This window comes from Phenylobacterium sp. (assembly GCF_030693405.1).
Lineage (GTDB): Bacteria > Pseudomonadota > Alphaproteobacteria > Caulobacterales > Caulobacteraceae > Phenylobacterium.
In genome coordinates this window covers 1-17,826 of record NZ_JAUYAW010000051.1, presented here as the reverse complement: position 1 = coordinate 17,826, position 17,826 = coordinate 1, and the positions used below count along the sequence as shown (strand labels likewise).

Below are 17,826 nucleotides of genomic sequence, written 5' to 3'. Positions count from 1 at the left end.
CCGCCACCTTCTCGCTCCAGGCGCCCCGGGCGGTGAGGATCAGGACGGGCGTGGCCACTTCGCCGCGCCGCCAGCGTTCCAACACCGAGACCCCGTCCACCTTGGGCAGGCCAAGGTCCAGGATCACCGCATCATAGGGTTCGGTCTCGCCCAGGAACTGGGCCTCCTCGCCGTCGGGGGCGTGGTCCACCGCATAGCCGGCGTCGGCCAGGGCGCCCTTGAGCTGGCGGGCCAGGTCCGGATCGTCTTCCACCAGCAGGATGCGCATGGTTGGGGCCTCCCCTTTTTAGTGTTCTCAGCCGCCCTGGCGGCCGATGATGGAGCCGGATTCGGCGTCGGCGATGAAGATGATCACCTTGCCGTCCGGGGTCTGCCACTGGACGAAATAGGCCGCACGGCCCCCGTGGGTCCCCTGGGTCGTGTTCAGGTGGCGGCCCGGCGTGCGCTGAGCGATGGCCGACAGCACCTGCGACAGGGGCGCCTGGCGGCCGGCCCGCACCGCCGCGCGGGCGTCGTCCTGATCGCCGCGGCCCGCACCGAAGGACGAGCGCAGATCGGCCCCATACTGGGCCTGGGCGACCCCCGGGGCGCTCGCGGTCAGCAGCGCGGCGATGAGCACAAGGTGTTTCATGACTGCCGATCTAGGCCCAGACGACTGAACCGTGGCTGAACGTCCTGCTTATGAAGCCGTGAGCCTGTGCTGTCACCCCGGCCGCCATCCCGTTAGGCGCCGCGACGAGGGGCGGACTTGGGCTGATAGGGCCGCTTGGTCCGCCAGGTCTCGGCGAAGGCGGTCAGCTCGGCGTCGGGCTTATCGGGCAGGGTGATGACCAGCCGGGCCAGAAGATCCCCCCGCTGGCCGGCGGCGTCCGGCAGACCGCGGCCCTTGAGGCGCAGCATGGCGCCGGCGTTGGCGCCCTTGGGCACGGTCAGGGTCACAGGCCCCTCCGGCGTCGGCGCCTCGACCTTGCCCCCCAGAACCGCGTCATAGACGGTGACCGGCAGGTCCATCACCAGACGGTCGCCCTCCCGGTGAAAGATAGGATGCGGCCGTACGGTCAGTTCGATGAAGGCGTCGCCTGGACCCGCCCGGCCAGGCGATCCCTGACCCTTGAGGCGCAGGGTCTGACCCTCGCCCGCGCCCTTGGGGATGGTGACGTCGATGGTGCGGCCGTCGGAGAAGGCGATACGCTTCTTGCCGCCGGCGATGGCCTCTTCCAGGTCGATCTCGAGCTTGGCCCGGACATCGGCGCCGCGGGCCAAGCCGCCGCCGAATCCGGCTCCAGGACCCCGCGCGCCGCCGCCGCCACGGCCGCCGAACATTTCCCCGAGAATGTCGCCGAGGTCGACGCCGTCAAAGGTCTCGGCTCGGGTCTGGCCACGCCGGCCGCCCTCAAAGCCCCCCGGGCTCCAGCCGCCGCCGAACCCTCGCCCGGTCTCATGGCCGTCGGCGTCGATCTCGCCGGCGTCGAACTTCTTGCGCTTGTCGGGGTCACCCAGGATGTCGAAGGCCGCGCTGACGCGCTTGAAACGCTCTTCGGCCGCCTTGTCCCCGGGATTGGCGTCGGGGTGATGCTTCTTGGCGAGGTTGCGGAACGCCTTGCGGATCTCGTCCTCGCCTGCGCCGCGGGAAACGCCCAGTTCCTGATAGGGGTCGCGCGCCAAGGGGATGAACCTCTTCTGTCGTCTGTCGTCCGGTGATCTCTATGGGCTCTAGATTGTGCGGAGCACCAAGTCACGCAAGAGCCTATGTGACAATTTCGCCACAGTCGATGTGGCTCTAAGGCTGTGGGGCTCAGTCGCCGCTGCGATCGTCCAGCAGGTCCCAGGCCGCATAGGACCAGGCGTCCTCCGGATCGGCGAGCTCGTCCTCATTCAGGGTCTGACCCCGGATGGAGACTCCGGCCTCATGGACGCTTTCAGGATCTCCGGTCACCAGAGGGTGCCAGGCGGGCAGATCCTTGCCCTCGTGCAGCCGCCGGTAGGCGCAGCTCAGCGGCATCCAGGGCAGCTTGGCGATATTGCCGGGCGTCAGCTTGATGCAATCGGGCACGTGCTTTCGACGTTCGGCATAGTTGGAGCAGGCGCAGGTCTCCGGATTGAACAGCCGGCAATGCACGCGGGTGGGGATAACCTGGCCGCTATCCTCGTCCTCGAAGCGAACCAGGCAGCAGAGGCCGCAGCCATCGCATAGACTCTCCCACTCCTGGGCCGTCATCTGCTGGAGGGTCTTGGCCTGCCAAAAGGGTTTGTGCCTGCTCACAGGACCGTCCTAAACCCAAAGCGCCTCCGCCGCCAAACGCCCTTCCGCCTCGCCCGCCCGGAACCTCCGACAGACGTGAACGACTGGACCCTGGACCCCTATCGCTTTCCGGACGACGAGCCGGGCCGGCCGCGCAAGCCGCGCCCGCCGCAGCCGCGCGCGCCTGTGGCGGAGGCTGAGGCTCCGGAGACGTCGCCAGCGCCTCCTGCCCGGCCAGGGACCGATGAAGACGGCTTCGGCCGCCGCCCCCTGCCCCCGCCCATCGGCCCCGGCATGGGTTCCGGGTCAGGTGGCGGCGACGGCGACGGCCCCGGCGGGCCCTTTGTCATGTCCCGTGAGCCGCGGCGCGGCCGGCGCTGGGGCTGGGTCTGGAAGACCCTGGCGGTGCTCGGCCTGCTGCTGGTGGCGGCGGTCATCGGCGGCGGCGTCTATCTGCAGCAGAAGTTCCTGCAGGACATTCCCGACCTGCCGCCCCGGGCGCAGCTTTATGCATTCAACCGGGCGCCGGGGATCAAGTTCTTCGACCGCAATGGCGACCTCATCGCCTCCCGGGGCCCGCGTTATGGTGATCGGGTGCGGCTGGCCGACCTGCCCGCCCATGTGCCTCTGGCCTTCATGGCCGCGGAGGATCACCGCTTCTATCAGCACGGCCCCATCGACCTTCAGGCCATCGCCCGGGCCACCTATGTCAACTGGCGCGCCGGCCGGGTAGTCCAGGGGGGCTCGACCCTGTCGCAGCAGATCGCCAAGAGCCTGTTCCTCACCCCGGACCAGACCTTCGAGCGCAAGCTGCAGGAAGCGGCGCTGGCCTGGCGGCTGGAGCGCATGCTGACCAAGGACGAGGTGCTGGAGCTTTACCTCAACCGGGTCTTTTTCGGCGCCAACACCTTCGGGGTCGACGGCGCGGCGCGCACCTATTTCGGCAAGCCGGCCAGCAAGCTGACCCTGGCGGAATCGGCCCTGCTGGCGGCCCTGCCCAAGGCGCCCTCGCGTCTGGCGCTGACCAATGACATGCCCGCGGCCCTGGCGCGGTCCCGCTGGGTGCTGCAGCGGATGCACGACACAGGCTGGATCACCCGCGAAGAGATGGAGATCGCCCAGGCCCAGACCCCGGCCCTGGCGCCGACCGCCACCTCCACGGACGGCCCCTATGGCTACCTGCTCGACCACGCCACCAACGAGGTGCTCGCCCGGATCGGCCCCAATTCCCCCGACCTTCTGGTGCGGCTCTCCATCGACCCCGTGCTGCAGGACCAGGCCGCCGCCATCCTCAGCCAGGTCATGGCCAGCGACGGAGTCACCGCCGGCGCCGAACAGGCCGCCCTGGTGACCCTGGGGCCGGACGGCTCAGTGCGCGCCATGGTAGGCGGCGTGGACTATGCCCGCAGCGTGTTCAACCGCGCCACCCAGGCCAAGCGCCAGCCCGGCTCAACCTTCAAGCCCTTCGTCTATGCCGCCGCCTTGGAAAAGGGCGTGTTGCCCACCGATGTCAGGGTCGATGGGCCGGTCCGGTTCGGCGACTGGCGGCCAGGCAACTATGGCGGCGGCTATCGTGGCCCCGTCACGGTGGAAACGGCCCTGTCGCGTTCGATCAACACGGTGGCGGTCAAGCTGGGCGCGGAGGCCGGCGGCCCGGCCCTGGGCGACATCGCCCGGCGGTTTGGCCTGACCTCGATCCCGCGCAATCCGGACCTGTCGGTGACGCTGGGCGCCTATGAGGTGAGCCTGTTGGAGCTAACCAGCGGCTTCCAGGTGTTTCAGCAGGCTGGCGGACGGCTGACGCCCTCGATCATCGAGGAAATCCGCACCGTGGATGGCCAGGAGGTCTTCACCCGCGTGCCCTCTGGCCCGCTGCCGGCGCTGGACATCAGCCACGCCAGCATGATGGTCAAGATGATGAGCAAGGTGCTTGCGCCTGGCGGCACCGGCGCGCGGGCCGCCTTCGACTGGCCGGCGGCGGGCAAGACCGGCACCAGCCAGAACTGGCGCGACGCCTGGTTCGTGGGCTTCACCCCGGAATACGTCACCGGCGTCTGGGTGGGCAATGACGACGACACGCCGATGAACCGGGTCACGGGCGGCGCGATCCCGGCGCAGATCTGGCGACAGCTGATGATCGAGGCCCATAAGGATCTGGAGATCCGCGAGTTCGACTGGCTGCTGCCCGACCCCGAGCCGATGTTCGACGAGGACCCGCGCAACGGCTTCTACCAGGGCCTGGCCAGCGAGTTCTCCGACGCGGCCGTGCGGGCCGAGCCGCCGCCCCTGCCGCCGCCGCCCAGCCAGCCGCAGCCGAGGGACGAGTTCGACGACAGCCGCCCCTTGCCGGAAGACGACATCCCCTTCTGAAGCCCCCAAGTCCCGGCTTGAACCGGGGCCTCAGTTCAGGGGGCGGGCCAGTTGCAGCAGGATCTCCGGGATTCGGGACGCCAGCACCGGCTTGGTGATCCAGCCCAGGGGCCTCGCCTCCGCGGCCCGGCGTCGGACCTCGCTGTCGTCGTGGGCGCTGACAAAGACGGAGGGGATGTCATAGAGGGCGCGAGCGTCCCGCGCCGCCTCGACCCCATCGCGGTCTCCAAGCAGCCGGATGTCCATCAGGATGAGGTCCGGGGATTCCTCGCGACAGATCTCAAGGGATTCCTCGGCCGAGGCCGCGACGCCGACCACCTCATAGCCTGCATCTTCCAGGGCCGCGCGCCACTCGCCGGCCACCAGCCAGTTATCTTCGGTGATCAGAACTCGACGGCCCAGGGGAAAATCCGCGTCGGGGCCGCCGTCGCCGGCGGCGTATCGACCGGGCCCATCCTGTGGGCCGCGGGACTGAAAGCGGTAGGCGTCAGGATGGGGCATGGCTCGCCTCGGGAAGCGGAAACGATACGACAGCTACGGCGCCGCCGTCGGACTGGATGACGAGATGACCGCCGATCTGACGGCAAAGACCCCGGACGAGCCCAAGGCCCGACGAGGTGGGCCCCGCAGCGGTCGGTGCGAAGCCTGGCCCATTGTCCCGCACGGTCATGACCGCCTGATCTCCGGAGCAGACGAAATCCAGGGACACCTCTGCGCCTTCGCCCGCGGCGTACTTCACCGCATTGGTCAGCAGCTCGTTGGCGATCAGCGCCAGGGGGAAGGCCAGGTCGTTGGGAGCGATCACCGGCTCGGCCCGCACCTGGATGGCGATCCGCACGCCAGCCAGGGACTGAACCGTTTCGGCCAGGGCGCTGAGCATCTGATCGACCCGCAGCCCGTGGGCGGACTCCTCGGAGTACATCAGCCGCTGGGCGTCAAAGAGCGCCGAGAGTTTGGACTGCAGCATTTTCACGAACTGCTTGCGGCCCGGATCCTCGCTTTCCCGCCCGGCGGTGGAGACCAGGGCGAGGATCATCTGCAGGTGGTTCTTCACCCGGTGCTGAAGCTCCCGATAGAGCACCTTGTTGTGCGCCAGGGATTCTTCCAGCTCGGCCTGGACCCGCCGCCGCACATGGATTTCGGCGTTCAGCTCCCGAACCTGGGCGGTCAGGGCCGGGAACTGGTCGCCGACGATATCCCGCAGCTTGACGGCATAGCTGATCTCGCCATCCTGCCGCAGGGCCAGGGCCTCGACCTTGGCGTCCGGTTCAGCCGGCACAGCCCCGGCCAGTCGCAGGGCTCCCAGAACCGGATCGGCTGAGCCCGAGGCGCGCTCCAGCAGGTTCTGAAGACCATCCAGGTCGGCGAACACCTCGCGCCAGGTCTCGGCGCTCTCGCCGAAACGGGCGCGCGCAGGCCGGTTCATGTCGATGACCCGACCATCGCCGGCGAAGACGACCACCGGCTCGCGGATCAGCCTTGAGATGGGGTGCATGGTCAGCGGTCGGCCAGTTCCGGCCGCACGCGCCGGAAGTACTCCCGCGCCTCGCCGCCATCGGCCTTCGGCGTCAGATACACCGTAACATGACAGCCCGGATCGCCCCGGGCGATGGCCTTGTCGATCTGGACGCGGGCATAGCCGAGATTCTCGCCGGTCACATGACCAAACACGTTTGACGTCATCATGCACAGGGCCGGGCGACCGGCCACGAACTCGCCGAACGGACAGGAATTGCTGGCGAAGACGATCCGGTCCTCCCGCTGCTCGACGATATAGAAATCGCCCTTGATCCGCTGTTTGAGGTCCACCAGCACCTGGGCCACCTGCTCGGCTGACAGACGGTCGACGGCCAGGGCCGCGCGGTACTTCTCATCCAGAGCCTTGCCCACCGCCGCGCCGACCACGCTGATATAGCCAGACGCCTCCTCCAGGCCGACCACGTCCTGCAAGGCGCCTGACAGCTCGCGCAGCAGGGTCCGCAGGAACATGTCCCGCTCAAGATCTATATCCAGGTGATCCAGCGACATCCGGGACTCCAGCCGCGACCAAGGCTGCGCATCTGCAGCCGGATACAACCTATAGATCGTCCGGCGCCTACCCAAAATGGTTTTCGCCCGCCCCCGGAGAGAGCGCCGGCTCGCTCTTGACGCGGCTCGCCAATCAGCGGCCGGGATAGGGATGGCCAAAGAAACCGTGCACATCCTCCAGTCCTATATCGCCGGCCGCGGAAAGGCCCTGAAGGCCGAGCAGCAGGTCGGCTGCGCCAGCGCCGAGGAGGCCCGCCGCAAGGCTGAACGGCTGGCGCCCCTGCGGGTGGCGGTGGTGGCCTTCTCCGTCTCGGCCGACACCGAGATGGGCGACTATGACGAAAATCCGGTGATTCACTTCCGCTCCGGCCCTCTGCCGCCGCCTTTCGACGAGGCCTGACGCAAGGTTTGTCGGCTGCGCCCTTGCGGGGGCGCCAAAGCGCGCTATGTGCCTAGCCCTATGAAGCCCCCCATTCTTGCGCTGAAGAACGTCCGTCTCGCTGACGGACCCCGCATGCTGTTCGACGGCGTCGATCTGGCCCTGGAGCCCCGCAGCCGCGCGGCCCTGGTCGGGCGCAACGGGGCGGGTAAGTCGACCCTGATGCGCATCCTGGCCGGTCTCACCGAAGCCGATGACGGCGAGCGCGCGGTCACCCCAGGAACCCGGGTCGCCTATGTGCTGCAGGAGCCGCTGATCGAAGGTGAGACCCTGCTCGACCACGCTACGGCCGGCGGCGCCGCCCCCCATGAGGCCGCCGCTGCCCTGGAGAGCTTCGGCCTCGATCCGGCCAAGGGCGCCACCGGCCTGTCGGGCGGCGAGACCCGCCGGGTCGCCCTGGCTCGGGCCCTGGCCGAGGATCCCGACGTCCTGTTGCTGGACGAGCCCACCAACCACCTGGATATCCTGGCCATCGAGACCCTGGAAGGCGCCATCGCAGCCAGCCGGGCGAGCGTCCTCATTGTCAGCCACGACCGCGCCTTTCTGGAGCGGGTGACCCAGCGCTGCTTCTGGCTGGAGAACCGCAAGGTCCGCAAACTCGACCGGGGCTTCTCGGCTTTCGACGCCTGGGTGGAACAGCTCACCGCCGCCGAGGCCGACGAGGCTCGGCGCCTGGACAAGGCTCTGGAGCGCGAAACCCACTGGCTGGCCCGGGGCGTCACCGGCCGCCGCGCCCGTAATGAGGGCCGCCGCCGCCGGCTGATGGAGATGCGGGCGACCAAGGCCGACCGGCTGCGCGACACCCGCGGCTCGATGTCCATGGGCGTGGCCTCGGCCGGAGCCTCCGGCCAGCGAGTGGTCGAGGTGAAGGGCCTCTCCAAGAAGTTCGGCGACCGGGTGATCCTGGAGGACTTCTCCACCCGCATCCTCCGCGGCGACCGGATCGCCGTGGTAGGTCCCAACGGGGCGGGCAAGACCACGCTGGTCAAGCTGCTGCTGGGCGAACTGCCGGCCGACTCCGGCGAGGTGATCCTCGGGACCAATCTGGAGGTGGCCTATATCGATCAGGCCAGGGCCGACCTGAAGGACGACATGCTGTTGAAGGACGCCCTGGCGCCGCTCGGCGGCGATCAGATCATGGTCCGGGGCGCGCCCAAGCATGTGGCGGCCTACGCCAAGGAATTCCTGTTCACCGACGCCCAGATCCGCCAGCCGGTCCGCAGCCTGTCGGGCGGCGAGCGCAACCGCCTCCTGCTGGCGAGGGCGCTCGCCCAGCCGGCCAATCTGATGGTGCTGGACGAACCCACCAACGACCTGGACATGGAGACCCTCGATCTCCTGGAAGAGATGCTCTCGGACTATGAGGGCACGCTGATCCTGGTGAGCCACGATCGCGATTTCGTCGACCGGCTGGCCACCTCGACCATCGGCCTCAATGGGCGTGGCCAGGTGGTCGAGACCCCCGGCGGCTGGCTGGACTTCCTGAGCCAAAATCCCGGATTCTTCGGCGTGTCCCCGGCAAAGGCGCCGGGCGGACGCCGGGGTCAGCCTTCGCCCGCCGCGCCGACGCTCGCACCGGCGCCCCCAACTGCGCCTAAGGCGGCCAAGCTCTCCTACAAGGAGCAGCGCCGGCTGGAGGAGCTGAACGGCCTCATCGCCGAACTGCCAGGCAAGATCGCCGTGCTAGAGACCCAGCTGGCTGACCCGGGGCTCTACGGCCGCGACCCCGCCGCCTTCGACCGGTTTGGCCAGGCCCTGGCGGCGGCCCGGGGAAGGCTCGAGGCTGCGGAAATGGAATGGCTGGAGCTCGAAGAACGTCGCGAGGCCCTGGAGGCCGGGCGGTAGACGCCAGCGGCCACACCTTCCTGTGGATGGATACAATCGCTTGAATATGCCGGAAAACTGACTAGGGAGTCACAGGCTGTCCACAGCCTGCCCACAGGGATATCACAGGATTTCCAACGCGGGCCAAAGTCGGGCGCTTGCTGCATAGCGGGTTCTGGCTCAAGGTCAAGGGGTCGAGAGGGACTGCAGCCCTGGCTGGCCGGGAAACCGGACAGCAGATGGAGCAGAAGGTTCCCGGACCGACGGCGACGGGGCGACCCGGCGCCTGGGTTCGAGGACACCGGCGTGACGGAAACCTGCGGGGAAGCCCGCGTTCGAAGTCACACCGACCTTGCGATACAGGTCCGAAAGGGCCTGGAATGAGGGCGACGCCGCGGCCTGCCGCAGCGCCGCCCTCTTGCCATGCGCGGCCCCTTGCTGGAGCGGCATGCTGCATCGCGTCGTGGCGTGCGGGGGGCCCTGAGCCCCTCCCCGTTTAACCATTTGGCGCCAGAGCTTGACCATAGTGTCCCCAATTCGGGGAGCGAACGACCCATGCCGATCAACAGGGACCTCCGACGCGACGCGCTGCTCGCGCTGATTCTGACGATCAGCTTCGCCGCCAGCGCCCTGTTCTGCGTCGCCCTGACCCGGGAGAGCGGCGGGGTTGCGACCCTGTGGCTGCCCAGCGGCCTGATGGCTGCGGGCTTTGTCCTGCTCCCGCTGCGCCGTGCAGCCTGGCTGGCGGCCGGATGCACCCTGGCCGGCGTTTTGGTGAACCTCGCCGTCGGCGCGCCTGTGGACGCCCTACCCCTGTTCGCGGGGCTGAACCTGTTCGAAGCCGGCATGGCCGCCCTGATCATCCGACGGATCTGTGGCCAGCGGCGCCGGATCGCTGACCTGGCGACCCTGTTGCGCATCGCTCTGTTCGCCATCGTGCCAACCACCGCCCTGACCGCTATCCTGGCCGGCGCCTTGCTGGGCTATCTGACCCAGTCGACGCCCCAGATCGTCATCGGCTGGTTCACCGCCAACGCCCTGGGCATGGCGATCAGCCTGCCGGCCGTCATGCTGCTGGCCGACCGCCGCGCGGGCCATGACTCTCGCCGCGCCCCGGCCGAGCAGATCACCATCTATGGCCTCGTGGCGCTGTTGAGCGCTGTCGCCTACCTGCCCCACAGCTTTCCGACGCCCATGCTGCTGACGCCCGCCCTGGTCGCGGCCGCCTTCCGGCTTGGTCCCCGCGGCGTCGCGCTGTCGGCGCTGATGATGGCCATCATCGCCACCACCATGGTTTCTCTGGGGCCAGCCTATCACGGCGCGCTCAGCCAGCCGCAACGCATCCTCAACCTGCAGTTCATCATCGCTACGGCGCTGTTCACCAGCCTGTCGGTGGCCCTGATCCTGTCCGAGCAGGCGCGTACACGGCGGATGCTCGCCATGCGCACCCGGGCGGCCAAGCGCGCCCAGGACCGGGCCCAGGCGGCCGGGGCGGCCAAGGGGGAATTCCTGGCCACCATGAGCCATGAAATCCGCACGCCGATGAATTCCATCCTTGGCTTCACCCAGACCCTTCGTCGCCGACAGGACCTGCCCGACGAGGCGCGCCGTCAGCTAGAGCTCATCCACCGGGCCGGGGGATCTCTCCTGGCGGTGGTCAACGACATCCTCGACTACTCCCGTCTGGAGACCGGGGAAGTGGAGCTGGCCCTCGCCCCCAGGACGCCCAGGGCCGTGGCCCAGGACACCCTGGAGATCATCTCCCCCTCGGCCGAGGCCAAGGGCCTTGAGCTGCTCCTGGAGGAGGTCGGCCCCACGGATCTGCCGGTCATGGTGGACGATCTTCGGGTGCGGCAGATCCTGTTGAACCTGCTGGGCAATGCGGTGAAGTTCACCGCCGCCGGGCAGGTCCGGCTCAAGATCACCGCCCGCGACCAGGGGCCGGACGTCCTGCTGCGCTTCGAAGTGCAGGACACCGGCGTCGGCATCCCCCGTGAGCTGATGCACCGGCTGTTCCGCCGCTTCTCCCAGGCCGACTCCTCCGTCGGTCGGGCCTTTGGCGGCTCAGGTCTGGGCCTGGCGATCTGCAAAGGCCTGGTGGAGGCCATGGGCGGCCTGATCGGGGTCAAGAGCCAGCCGGGCTCGGGCTCGGTCTTCTGGTTCGAGATCGTCGCTGAGCATGCCGCCGCCGCGCCGGAGGTGGCCGAGCCCGCCCATGCCGACGCCCTGGGTCAAATCAGGGTGCTGCTGGTGGATGATCACGCTATGAACCGGGACCTGGGCGCGACCGTCCTGGATCTGCTGGGCTGCGAGGTTGAACTGGCCTGCGACGGGGCCGAGGCGGTTGAAGCCGCCAGCGCGGGCGGCTTTGACGTGATCCTGATGGATATCCACATGCCGGTCATGGATGGTGTGGAGGCGACCCGCAGAATCCGCGCCCTGGGTGGCGAGGCCGGGCAAGTCCCCATCATCGCCATGAGCGCCGATGTCATGCCCGAAATGATGGAGCGTTGCCGTCGCGCGGGCATGTCTGACACCTTGGGCAAGCCCATTCAGATTGAGTCCCTCCATGCGGCGCTCGCGCGATGGACGCAGGCCCCGGCCGACCGGGACGCAGCGACCACCCTCCCCGCTGTCGCCTGACACGCAAACGTCTCGGCGCGCAAGCGGCTTGGCGCAGGCCCGACGGAGCCCTACCTATAGGGCGGGCTTGTTCTCGGGGGATTTCATGGGACTTCTACGGCATCTCGGCATCGCTCTGGCCGCCCTGGTCTGCGCCTGCGCGCCAGCGGCCGACACCGACGACGTCACGGGCGCTGAAGGCCTCACCACCCTCCGGTTCGCCACCGACTGGCGGGCCCAGGCCGAGCACGGCGGCTTCTATCAGGCGCTGGCCACCGGCGAGTATGAGAAGCGCGGCCTGAAGGTGGAGATCATCCAGGGCGGACCTGGCGTCAATGTCCCCCAACTGCTGGCCGCCGGCGCGGTGGACATGGGCATGGGCTCCAACAGCTTCATTGTCCTCAACCTCGCTCAGGAAAAGGCGCCGGTGAAGGCCGTCGCGGCCTTCATGCAGAAGGACCCGCAGGTTCTGATCGCGCACCCTGATCAGGGGATCGAGACCATCGCCGACCTCAAGGGCCGGCCGATCCTGTTGTCGGACGCCTCGGTCACCGCCTTCTGGGTGTGGCTGAAGGCCAAGTACGGATTCACCGACGACCAGGTGCGCAAATACACCTTCAATTCCGCCCCCTTCCTCTCGGACAAGCGCGTGGCCCAGCAGGGCTATGTGACGTCTGAGCCCTATACGATCGAGAAGGAGGCGGGCTTTGCGCCCAAGGTCTTCCTGCTCGCCGACAACGGCTATCCCGGCTACGCCACCATGGTGCTGGCCAGGGACCAGCTGATCGCCGACAATCCCGAGGCGGTCCGCGCCTTCGTGGAAGGCAGCATCGCCGGCTGGCGATCCTATCTGGAGGGCGATCCGGCCCCGGGCGACGCCCTGATAAAGGCCGACAATCCGGAAATGACCCAGGATGTGCTCGACCAGGCCCGGGAGAAGCTCAAATCCTACGGCATCGTCGATGGCGGCGAGCCGGCCATGACCGGGCGGATGACCGAGGCCCGCTGGACCGAGTTCCTGGAGATGGCCAAGGCGCAAGGGGTCTATCCCGCCGATCTGGACGGGGCTTCGGCCTACACCCTCGACTTCCTGCCCTAGGCCGCATCACGGATGGAGCCGTTCGTCGCCGAACTGGCGAAAGTTGAGGTTGAGTACCCGGGGTCGGGCCTGGCCCTCGGGCCTCTCGACCTCGCCCTCTCGCCGGGCGAGATCACCGCTCTGGTCGGTCCATCCGGCTGTGGGAAGTCCACGGCCCTTCGGCTGCTGGCCGGACTGGAGAGTCCCACCCGGGGCCAGGTGCGCCGTACCGCAAGGCGCGGCGAAAGCGCGGTGGTTTTCCAGGCGCCGACCCTGGCCCCGTGGCTGTCGGCCCGGGACAATGTGGCCCTGCCTCTGGAATTGTCAGGCATCGCCCGGCGCGAGGCCCGCACCCGCGCCGAGGCTGCGCTAGCCCGGGTCGGCCTGGCCGGCGCAGCCGGGGCGCGGCCGGCCCAGCTGTCCGGCGGCATGGCCATGCGGGTCTCCCTGGCCCGCGCCCTGGTGACCGAACCCCGGCTGCTCCTGCTCGATGAACCCTTTGCGGCCCTTGACGAGATCACCCGCCGGGCCCTGGCCGATGATGTGCTGCGGCTCTGGGCCGAGACTCGGCCGGCCATCGTCTTCGTCACCCACAGCGTGGAAGAGGCCGTCTATATGGCCAGCCGCGTCGTGGTGTTCAGCCGCGGTCCGGGGCGGATCGCCGGCGAGATGAGCGTGGCGGGCCCCACCCCGCGGCCGGAGGGCTTCCGCACCACGGCCGGCTTCCGGGCGACGGTGGAGGCGGTTTCGACGGTGCTGGCCAAGGGCATGGAGGCGCCGGCATGAAACGCCTCACCGACATCCTCGCGCCGCTGGTGCTGATCATAGCTCTGCTGGGCGCCTGGGAGGCCGCCTGCCGGCTCCTGGAAGTTCCGGCCTATTTCCTGCCCACGCCGAGCGCGGTGGTCGCCAGCCTCTGGGCCGACGCCCCGACCCTGGCGGCTTCAGCCTACAACACCCTGGCCATGGCCCTGGCGGCCCTGGTCCTGGCCAGCCTGTCGGCCCAGGCCCTGGCGCTCATGGTGGCGCTCAGCCCCATCCTGGAGCGGGCCATCAAGCCTCTGGCCGTGGTCCTGCAGGTCACACCCGTCGTGGCCATCGCCCCCCTGGTGGTGATCTGGGCGGGTATCGACAACCCTGAGCGGGCGATCATCGCCCTGGCCGCCCTGGTCGCCTTCTTTCCGATCTTCTCCGGCGCGATCACCGGGCTGAAGGCGGCTGATCCGGATCTGGAACGTCTGTTTGACCTCTATGGCGCGGGCCGGGTGAAGCGGCTGGTGCGCCTGCGCCTGCCCTCGGCGGTGCCCTTCCTGCTGGAGGGCCACAAGGTGGCTGCGGGCCTGGCCCTGATCGGAGCTGTGGTGGCCGAGTTCGTGGCGGGTTCCGGCGGCGCGCAGGGGCTTGCCTGGCGAATCCTGGAGGCCGGCAATCGCCTGCAGACCGCCCGCATGTTCGCCGCCCTCGTGGTCCTGGGTCTCATGGGCGCCCTGCTCTATGCGGGCCTGGCGCGCCTCGAACGCTCCGGCCTGCGCTGGTGGCGCGGCCGTTAGCCGCGGGTTAAGCCGCCGCCCCTAGAACAGAGGGGCATGATCTCGACTCGCGTCCTCACCCCCTTGGCTGCCGGCCTGCTGCTGGCGAGCGCCGCTGCGGCGTCCGCCCAGACCGTGGTGCAGGATCGCTATGGTCCGCCGCCGGCCGCCGCCGCGTATCAGGTCCAGCAGGGCGTCAGCGCCTATGGCGGCCAGATGCTCGGCTGGGCTGGCAAGCGGAGCCCTGCGCCCGACCAGGCCGCTATTGCCGCGCAGGCCCGCCCCGAACCCATGGCTCTGGCGCGGCAGTTCGCGCCGCAGGCCATCGCCGCCCCAACGCCCGCCCCGCGCCCGGCGTCCGGCGTCCAGCCCGGCTACGAGCCGGTGCTTCGCGCGCCCCTGCCGCCCGCCGCCGATCCCGCCCCTGATCTCCTGGGCGGCCCGCCTTCTGGCCCCCTGCCCACCAGCATCTATGGTCAGGCCCCAGCCGCCGCACAGGCGCCTGCCGCCCCCCGCGCCTACGCCCAGGCGTCCGCAGCGCCCCGAGCCGGCGGCAGCCAGCTTTATTCTCTGCACCGGGAGTACGGCATGACCCCCGACGCCATCCCCGCGCCGCCTGCCGGGGATAACTTCATCCTGGTCGGCCCCCCTGACTCGCCCGAGGCCCCGGGCGATGAGGACGAGCCCGCCCAGGGTCTTGATCGTCAGTTCTGAGTTCCGCCATGACCCGGTCCAAGCTTCACGACCTGATCGCCCTCGCCAATGAGCCATCCAGCGCCCGTCGGCGGGAGTTGCTGCGCGGGGTGACCGACCTGTTCTTCGTCGGCGATGGCGACCACGGGACGTCCGAACTCGCCCTGTTCGACGACGTGATGGGCCAGCTGGCCAGCGACATGGAAGAAGCGGTTCGCGAGGAGCTGTCCCGGCGCCTCGCCGGCGCGTCGGCCCCGCCCCGGCACCTGTTGCGGGATCTGGCGCGTGACACGGCCATTTCGGTCGCTGAGCCCATCCTCACCGGCTCCTCCGCCCTGACCGACGACGACCTGCTCGCCGTCGCCCACACCCGCGGCCAGGACCACCTGCGCGCCATCAGCCAGCGGCGTCAGGTCTCGGCGGCCGTCACCGAAGCCATTGTCGAGCGTGGGGACGACCGCACCCTCGACACTCTCCTGCGCAACGACGGCGCTGAACTCTCGCGCGAGACCCATGAGCGGGTGATCGACCGGGCCATGGCCAATGCTGACCTGCATGCCGCGGTGGTCAGCCGCCGCGCGGTGCCGGTCGACCTGTTGAACGAGATGTATTTCGTCGTCGAGGCCCAGCTGCGAGACGCCATCCGCGACCGCAACAGCGAGGTTGATCCCGAGGCCCTGGAGGCCGCCCTGGCGGCCAGCCGCAAGAGCCTGGCCACCCGCGACGGGGCCCTGCCCGACGACTATGAGGAGGCCGAGCGCGCCGTGCGCCTGCTGAAGCTGCGCAACGGTATCACCCCGCCGGTGCTGGCGGCCTTCCTGCGCAACCGCGAGACCACCAAGTTCCTGGTGGCGCTCTGCGAACTGGCCGATATCGACTTCGGCACGGCGCGGAAGATCCTGGAGCGACGCGACCTGGACGCCCTGTCCATCGTCTGCAAGGCCGCCGGCTTCGAGCGCTCGCTCTACCTGACCTTCGCCGTTCTCATTCTCGACCGGGAGGCCAACGCCATGGGCCGCGCCCGGGAGTATGGCGAACTGTTCGAGGCCCTGCCGCGGGAGGCCGCCCAGCGCACCATCCGCTTCTGGCGCATCCGCCGCCAGACCGGCGACGTGGCGGCGGCCTAAGGCGCGGCGGCCGCTGCGGCCGCACTCGGCTGCTGGTAGCGGATCGGCAGCGTGATACGGCCGCCTACCGTCGGAAGTCCTTCAGCGCTCCAGACTGACGTCTGGAACGCACCCGTCAGACCAAGCGCCGCAGCCCCAAAACCGAGTCCCTCAGGTGTTTCGGACCGAACGGCGCAGTCGCTGAGCCGGCCACCCTCGGCGATGTCGCAATCCACAAGTATCCTGGCCTCGGACACGCCTGCCGCGCGGGCGGCTGCAGGATAGCTCGCAGCGAACATCTCGCCGGTCGGCATGCTGCGCCAAGTTGGCCGGCCAACGACCGGGGAGCCCCCTTCCGCCATCCTGGGATCAAAGGCGACGGTGTAGCTGACCTCAATGCCCTTGACCTGCTCTTCGAGCCCAGCAGGCGGCTCCAAGACGAAATGGTCGCTTAGGGTTCGGGCCGCAGCTCCAAAGGCGTAGCCACGGGGCTCTTCATTGACGATCAAGCAGCGCTTGAGGCGGTAATCCTCCTGAATATAGCAACGCACGGAAGCTGCGCCGGTCGCGCCATCCCTGGCCGCCTTGGCGGGATAGGCCGCGGCCGTCTGCGCCGCCGTGGGCGCCGCCGCCCAGGTGGGCTGAGTGAGAACGCGGTGGTTGAGCACCGCAGTAGCAGCGGAGTGTCCAGACAGGTGGCTTCCGATCCGAGGCCCACCATGGTCGAAGACAATGTGCACCGCGACCCGGCCTTCGACCGCGACACCGTCGAGTCTCTCGGGCGTCACGCGAAGCTGCGGCGCGATGGCGATGGCGGCTGATCCAAAGCCATTGCCTGATGGTTTCTCGCTCAGGACTTCGCACCCATACAAGGCGCCCTGCAGACTCACCCGACACCCAATTGTGGCGTCACCCGAGACGCTTTTCTGGAACGCCTCAGTTGGGTAGACAGACATGATCATTTCACCCGTGGGTCTACGGACCCAGTCGGGCGGCGTGCGAACCGGTTCGGCGGACGCTGCAAGGCTGGTGGCGGAAAGGACGACGCCAGCTAGACCGCCAACTAAGAAACGAAACGCCACTGTACACCCCCACACCAGTTTTCCGCCACCATGGCATGTGGGATATCGACTCAACAGCCCTGAGTGGCGGCCCCCCCCAAGATTTTAAGCCGCTGGAGGACGAAAAGGTCTGTCTGGTGAAGACGTTGTGACTAGACCCCGTCGCGGGGGACCGCGCGGACGCGGAGGCGCTCCATGGCGTCGATGGCGATCAGGGTGAAGGAGCGCAGGCCTTCTTCGGCGAAGACGTCCAGGGCCGCCTGCAGGGCGAGCGCCGCCGAGGCGCGCTCGCCGCGATCCTTGCCGGTGATGTCCAGGCGCGCCTCATAGATCCGCGCCAGATTGACCTGGGCCAGCGCCCAGCTGACCGGATCGACGCCAGCCCGGCGATGGGCCAGCTCGATCTTGAAGGCCGCTTCGGCGGCGTCCAGGACCGCCAGGTCGCCCGAGAGTTCCGCCGACCGGGCCAGGCACAGGGCGCGGCCATTGGAGGCCTCGGCCCGCAGGGCGAGCGCTGGCGCATCGGCCAGGACGAGTCCTGCCCGCTCATAGCAGGTGACGGCCTGTTCGAAGGCCCGTTCGCCAGCGGTGGCTTCGCCCAGAATCTGCAGGGCCAGGCCAAGGGCCGCCTGCATCCGCGCCCAGTCCAGGGGGCTGTGATCGCGGGCCAGGTCCTCGACCACGTCGGCGAGACAGGTGACGGCTTCCAGGATCTGCTCGATATCGCCGCTGACCTCGCCCATCAGGGCCAGGATCTGTCCGCGCAGCGCCGCGGCGCGGGCATGGGCCAGGGGCTCATAGGCGCCGTCGAGGCCATCGGCCACATCGGCGGCC

The 17,826-nt window shown here is 69.0% G+C and carries 17 protein-coding genes and 1 pseudogene; 9 read left to right on the top strand and 9 right to left on the bottom strand.

Translation table 11 applies throughout. The annotated features are described in order from the left end of the window. The 4 genes from Q8N19_RS10810 to Q8N19_RS10795 form a co-directional block, all read right to left on the bottom strand. Positions 1-268: response regulator (locus Q8N19_RS10810; RefSeq protein ID WP_305590522.1), on the bottom strand; the 268-nt coding region annotated here is incomplete at its 3' end. A 27-nt stretch (positions 269-295) separates the two neighbouring features. Further along, positions 296-631: a PepSY domain-containing protein gene (locus tag Q8N19_RS10805; RefSeq protein ID WP_305590520.1), complete on the bottom strand. Its 336-nt coding sequence runs from the start codon at positions 629-631 to the stop codon at positions 296-298. A gap of 92 nt (positions 632-723) precedes the next feature. After that, positions 724-1,665 carry a J domain-containing protein gene (locus Q8N19_RS10800; RefSeq protein ID WP_305590518.1) on the bottom strand — a complete coding sequence of 314 codons (942 nt, stop codon included), beginning with the start codon at positions 1,663-1,665 and terminating at the stop codon, positions 724-726. Between the two features lie 130 nt (positions 1,666-1,795). Continuing rightward, on the bottom strand, positions 1,796-2,263 hold the full coding sequence (locus Q8N19_RS10795; RefSeq protein ID WP_305590516.1) for a YcgN family cysteine cluster protein: 468 nt from the start codon (positions 2,261-2,263) through the stop codon (positions 1,796-1,798). A 75-nt stretch (positions 2,264-2,338) separates the two neighbouring features. On the opposite strand from Q8N19_RS10795, the gene Q8N19_RS10790 reads away from it, so the two are divergent. Then, positions 2,339-4,612 (top strand): PBP1A family penicillin-binding protein, encoded by a 2,274-nt coding sequence (locus Q8N19_RS10790; protein ID WP_305590514.1) that lies wholly within the window; start codon positions 2,339-2,341, stop codon positions 4,610-4,612. 30 nt (positions 4,613-4,642) lie between these two features. Here Q8N19_RS10790 and Q8N19_RS10785 read toward each other — a convergent pair whose 3' ends face one another. From Q8N19_RS10785 to Q8N19_RS10775, 3 genes are read right to left on the bottom strand one after another with little or no spacing between them, the layout of a single operon-like run. After that, entirely contained in the window at positions 4,643-5,113 is a 471-nt protein-coding gene (locus tag Q8N19_RS10785; RefSeq protein ID WP_305590512.1) for a response regulator, read from the bottom strand. Continuing rightward, positions 5,100-6,107 (bottom strand): sensor histidine kinase, encoded by a 1,008-nt coding sequence (locus tag Q8N19_RS10780; protein WP_305590510.1) that lies wholly within the window; start codon positions 6,105-6,107, stop codon positions 5,100-5,102. Before Q8N19_RS10780 ends, Q8N19_RS10785 begins: the two co-directional genes overlap by 14 nt. Positions 6,108-6,109: 2 nt before the next feature. Next, positions 6,110-6,640: a methanogen output domain 1-containing protein gene (locus Q8N19_RS10775; protein WP_305590508.1), complete on the bottom strand. Its 531-nt coding sequence runs from the start codon at positions 6,638-6,640 to the stop codon at positions 6,110-6,112. A 151-nt stretch (positions 6,641-6,791) separates the two neighbouring features. On the opposite strand from Q8N19_RS10775, the gene Q8N19_RS10770 reads away from it, so the two are divergent. The 8 genes from Q8N19_RS10770 to Q8N19_RS10735 all read left to right on the top strand — a co-directional run bounded on the left by Q8N19_RS10770 (position 6,792) and on the right by Q8N19_RS10735 (position 15,952). Beyond that, on the top strand, positions 6,792-7,040 hold the full coding sequence (locus tag Q8N19_RS10770) for a hypothetical protein (protein WP_305590506.1): 249 nt from the start codon (positions 6,792-6,794) through the stop codon (positions 7,038-7,040). Positions 7,041-7,100: 60 nt separating this feature from the next. Then, positions 7,101-8,924: an ABC-F family ATP-binding cassette domain-containing protein gene (locus tag Q8N19_RS10765; protein WP_371133833.1), complete on the top strand. Its 1,824-nt coding sequence runs from the start codon at positions 7,101-7,103 to the stop codon at positions 8,922-8,924. A 534-nt stretch (positions 8,925-9,458) separates the two neighbouring features. Next, on the top strand, positions 9,459-11,546 hold the full coding sequence (locus Q8N19_RS10760) for an ATP-binding protein (protein WP_305590502.1): 2,088 nt from the start codon (positions 9,459-9,461) through the stop codon (positions 11,544-11,546). A gap of 85 nt (positions 11,547-11,631) precedes the next feature. Further along, positions 11,632-12,624 carry an ABC transporter substrate-binding protein gene (locus tag Q8N19_RS10755; protein ID WP_305590500.1) on the top strand — a complete coding sequence of 331 codons (993 nt, stop codon included), beginning with the start codon at positions 11,632-11,634 and terminating at the stop codon, positions 12,622-12,624. A 12-nt stretch (positions 12,625-12,636) separates the two neighbouring features. Next, the gene (locus tag Q8N19_RS10750; RefSeq protein ID WP_305590498.1) at positions 12,637-13,389 is read left to right on the top strand and encodes an ABC transporter ATP-binding protein; all 753 of its coding nucleotides are present in this window, start codon (positions 12,637-12,639) and stop codon (positions 13,387-13,389) included. Then, on the top strand, positions 13,386-14,153 hold the full coding sequence (locus Q8N19_RS10745; RefSeq protein WP_305590496.1) for an ABC transporter permease: 768 nt from the start codon (positions 13,386-13,388) through the stop codon (positions 14,151-14,153). Before Q8N19_RS10750 ends, Q8N19_RS10745 begins: the two co-directional genes overlap by 4 nt. A gap of 36 nt (positions 14,154-14,189) precedes the next feature. Then, positions 14,190-14,846, top strand: coding sequence for a hypothetical protein (locus Q8N19_RS10740; RefSeq protein WP_305590494.1), 657 nt, complete (start codon positions 14,190-14,192; stop codon positions 14,844-14,846). A gap of 8 nt (positions 14,847-14,854) precedes the next feature. Then, positions 14,855-15,952 carry a DUF2336 domain-containing protein gene (locus Q8N19_RS10735; protein WP_305590493.1) on the top strand — a complete coding sequence of 366 codons (1,098 nt, stop codon included), beginning with the start codon at positions 14,855-14,857 and terminating at the stop codon, positions 15,950-15,952. On the opposite strand, the gene Q8N19_RS10730 is transcribed toward Q8N19_RS10735, so the two are convergent. Together Q8N19_RS10730 and Q8N19_RS10725 are read right to left on the bottom strand one after the other, a co-directional pair. After that, positions 15,949-16,893, bottom strand: a complete 945-nt coding sequence (locus Q8N19_RS10730) for an energy transducer TonB (protein ID WP_305590491.1) — start codon at positions 16,891-16,893, stop codon at positions 15,949-15,951. The genes Q8N19_RS10735 and Q8N19_RS10730 overlap by 4 nt on opposite strands. Positions 16,894-17,144: 251 nt before the next feature. Then, positions 17,145-17,826 (bottom strand): annotated as a pseudogene (locus Q8N19_RS10725) (hypothetical protein); the annotation flags it as partial.

Bases quoted from the DNA above. Each gene is read 5' to 3' on its own strand.
- Q8N19_RS10785 (WP_305590512.1), bottom strand. From the start codon at position 5,113: ATGCCCCATCCTGACGCCTACCGCTTTCAGTCCCGCGGCCCACAGGAT.
- Q8N19_RS10805 (WP_305590520.1), bottom strand. From the start codon at position 631: ATGAAACACCTTGTGCTCATCGCCGCGCTGCTGACCGCGAGCGCCCCG.
- Q8N19_RS10770 (WP_305590506.1), top strand. From the start codon at position 6,792: ATGGCCAAAGAAACCGTGCACATCCTCCAGTCCTATATCGCCGGCCGC.
- Q8N19_RS10730 (WP_305590491.1), bottom strand. From the start codon at position 16,893: ATGATCATGTCTGTCTACCCAACTGAGGCGTTCCAGAAAAGCGTCTCG.
- Q8N19_RS10750 (WP_305590498.1), top strand. From the start codon at position 12,637: ATGGAGCCGTTCGTCGCCGAACTGGCGAAAGTTGAGGTTGAGTACCCG.
- Q8N19_RS10765 (WP_371133833.1), top strand. From the start codon at position 7,101: ATGAAGCCCCCCATTCTTGCGCTGAAGAACGTCCGTCTCGCTGACGGA.
- Q8N19_RS10755 (WP_305590500.1), top strand. From the start codon at position 11,632: ATGGGACTTCTACGGCATCTCGGCATCGCTCTGGCCGCCCTGGTCTGC.
- Q8N19_RS10735 (WP_305590493.1), top strand. From the start codon at position 14,855: ATGACCCGGTCCAAGCTTCACGACCTGATCGCCCTCGCCAATGAGCCA.
- Q8N19_RS10775 (WP_305590508.1), bottom strand. From the start codon at position 6,640: ATGTCGCTGGATCACCTGGATATAGATCTTGAGCGGGACATGTTCCTG.
- Q8N19_RS10760 (WP_305590502.1), top strand. From the start codon at position 9,459: ATGCCGATCAACAGGGACCTCCGACGCGACGCGCTGCTCGCGCTGATT.
- Q8N19_RS10745 (WP_305590496.1), top strand. From the start codon at position 13,386: ATGAAACGCCTCACCGACATCCTCGCGCCGCTGGTGCTGATCATAGCT.
- Q8N19_RS10780 (WP_305590510.1), bottom strand. From the start codon at position 6,107: ATGCACCCCATCTCAAGGCTGATCCGCGAGCCGGTGGTCGTCTTCGCC.
- Q8N19_RS10740 (WP_305590494.1), top strand. From the start codon at position 14,190: ATGATCTCGACTCGCGTCCTCACCCCCTTGGCTGCCGGCCTGCTGCTG.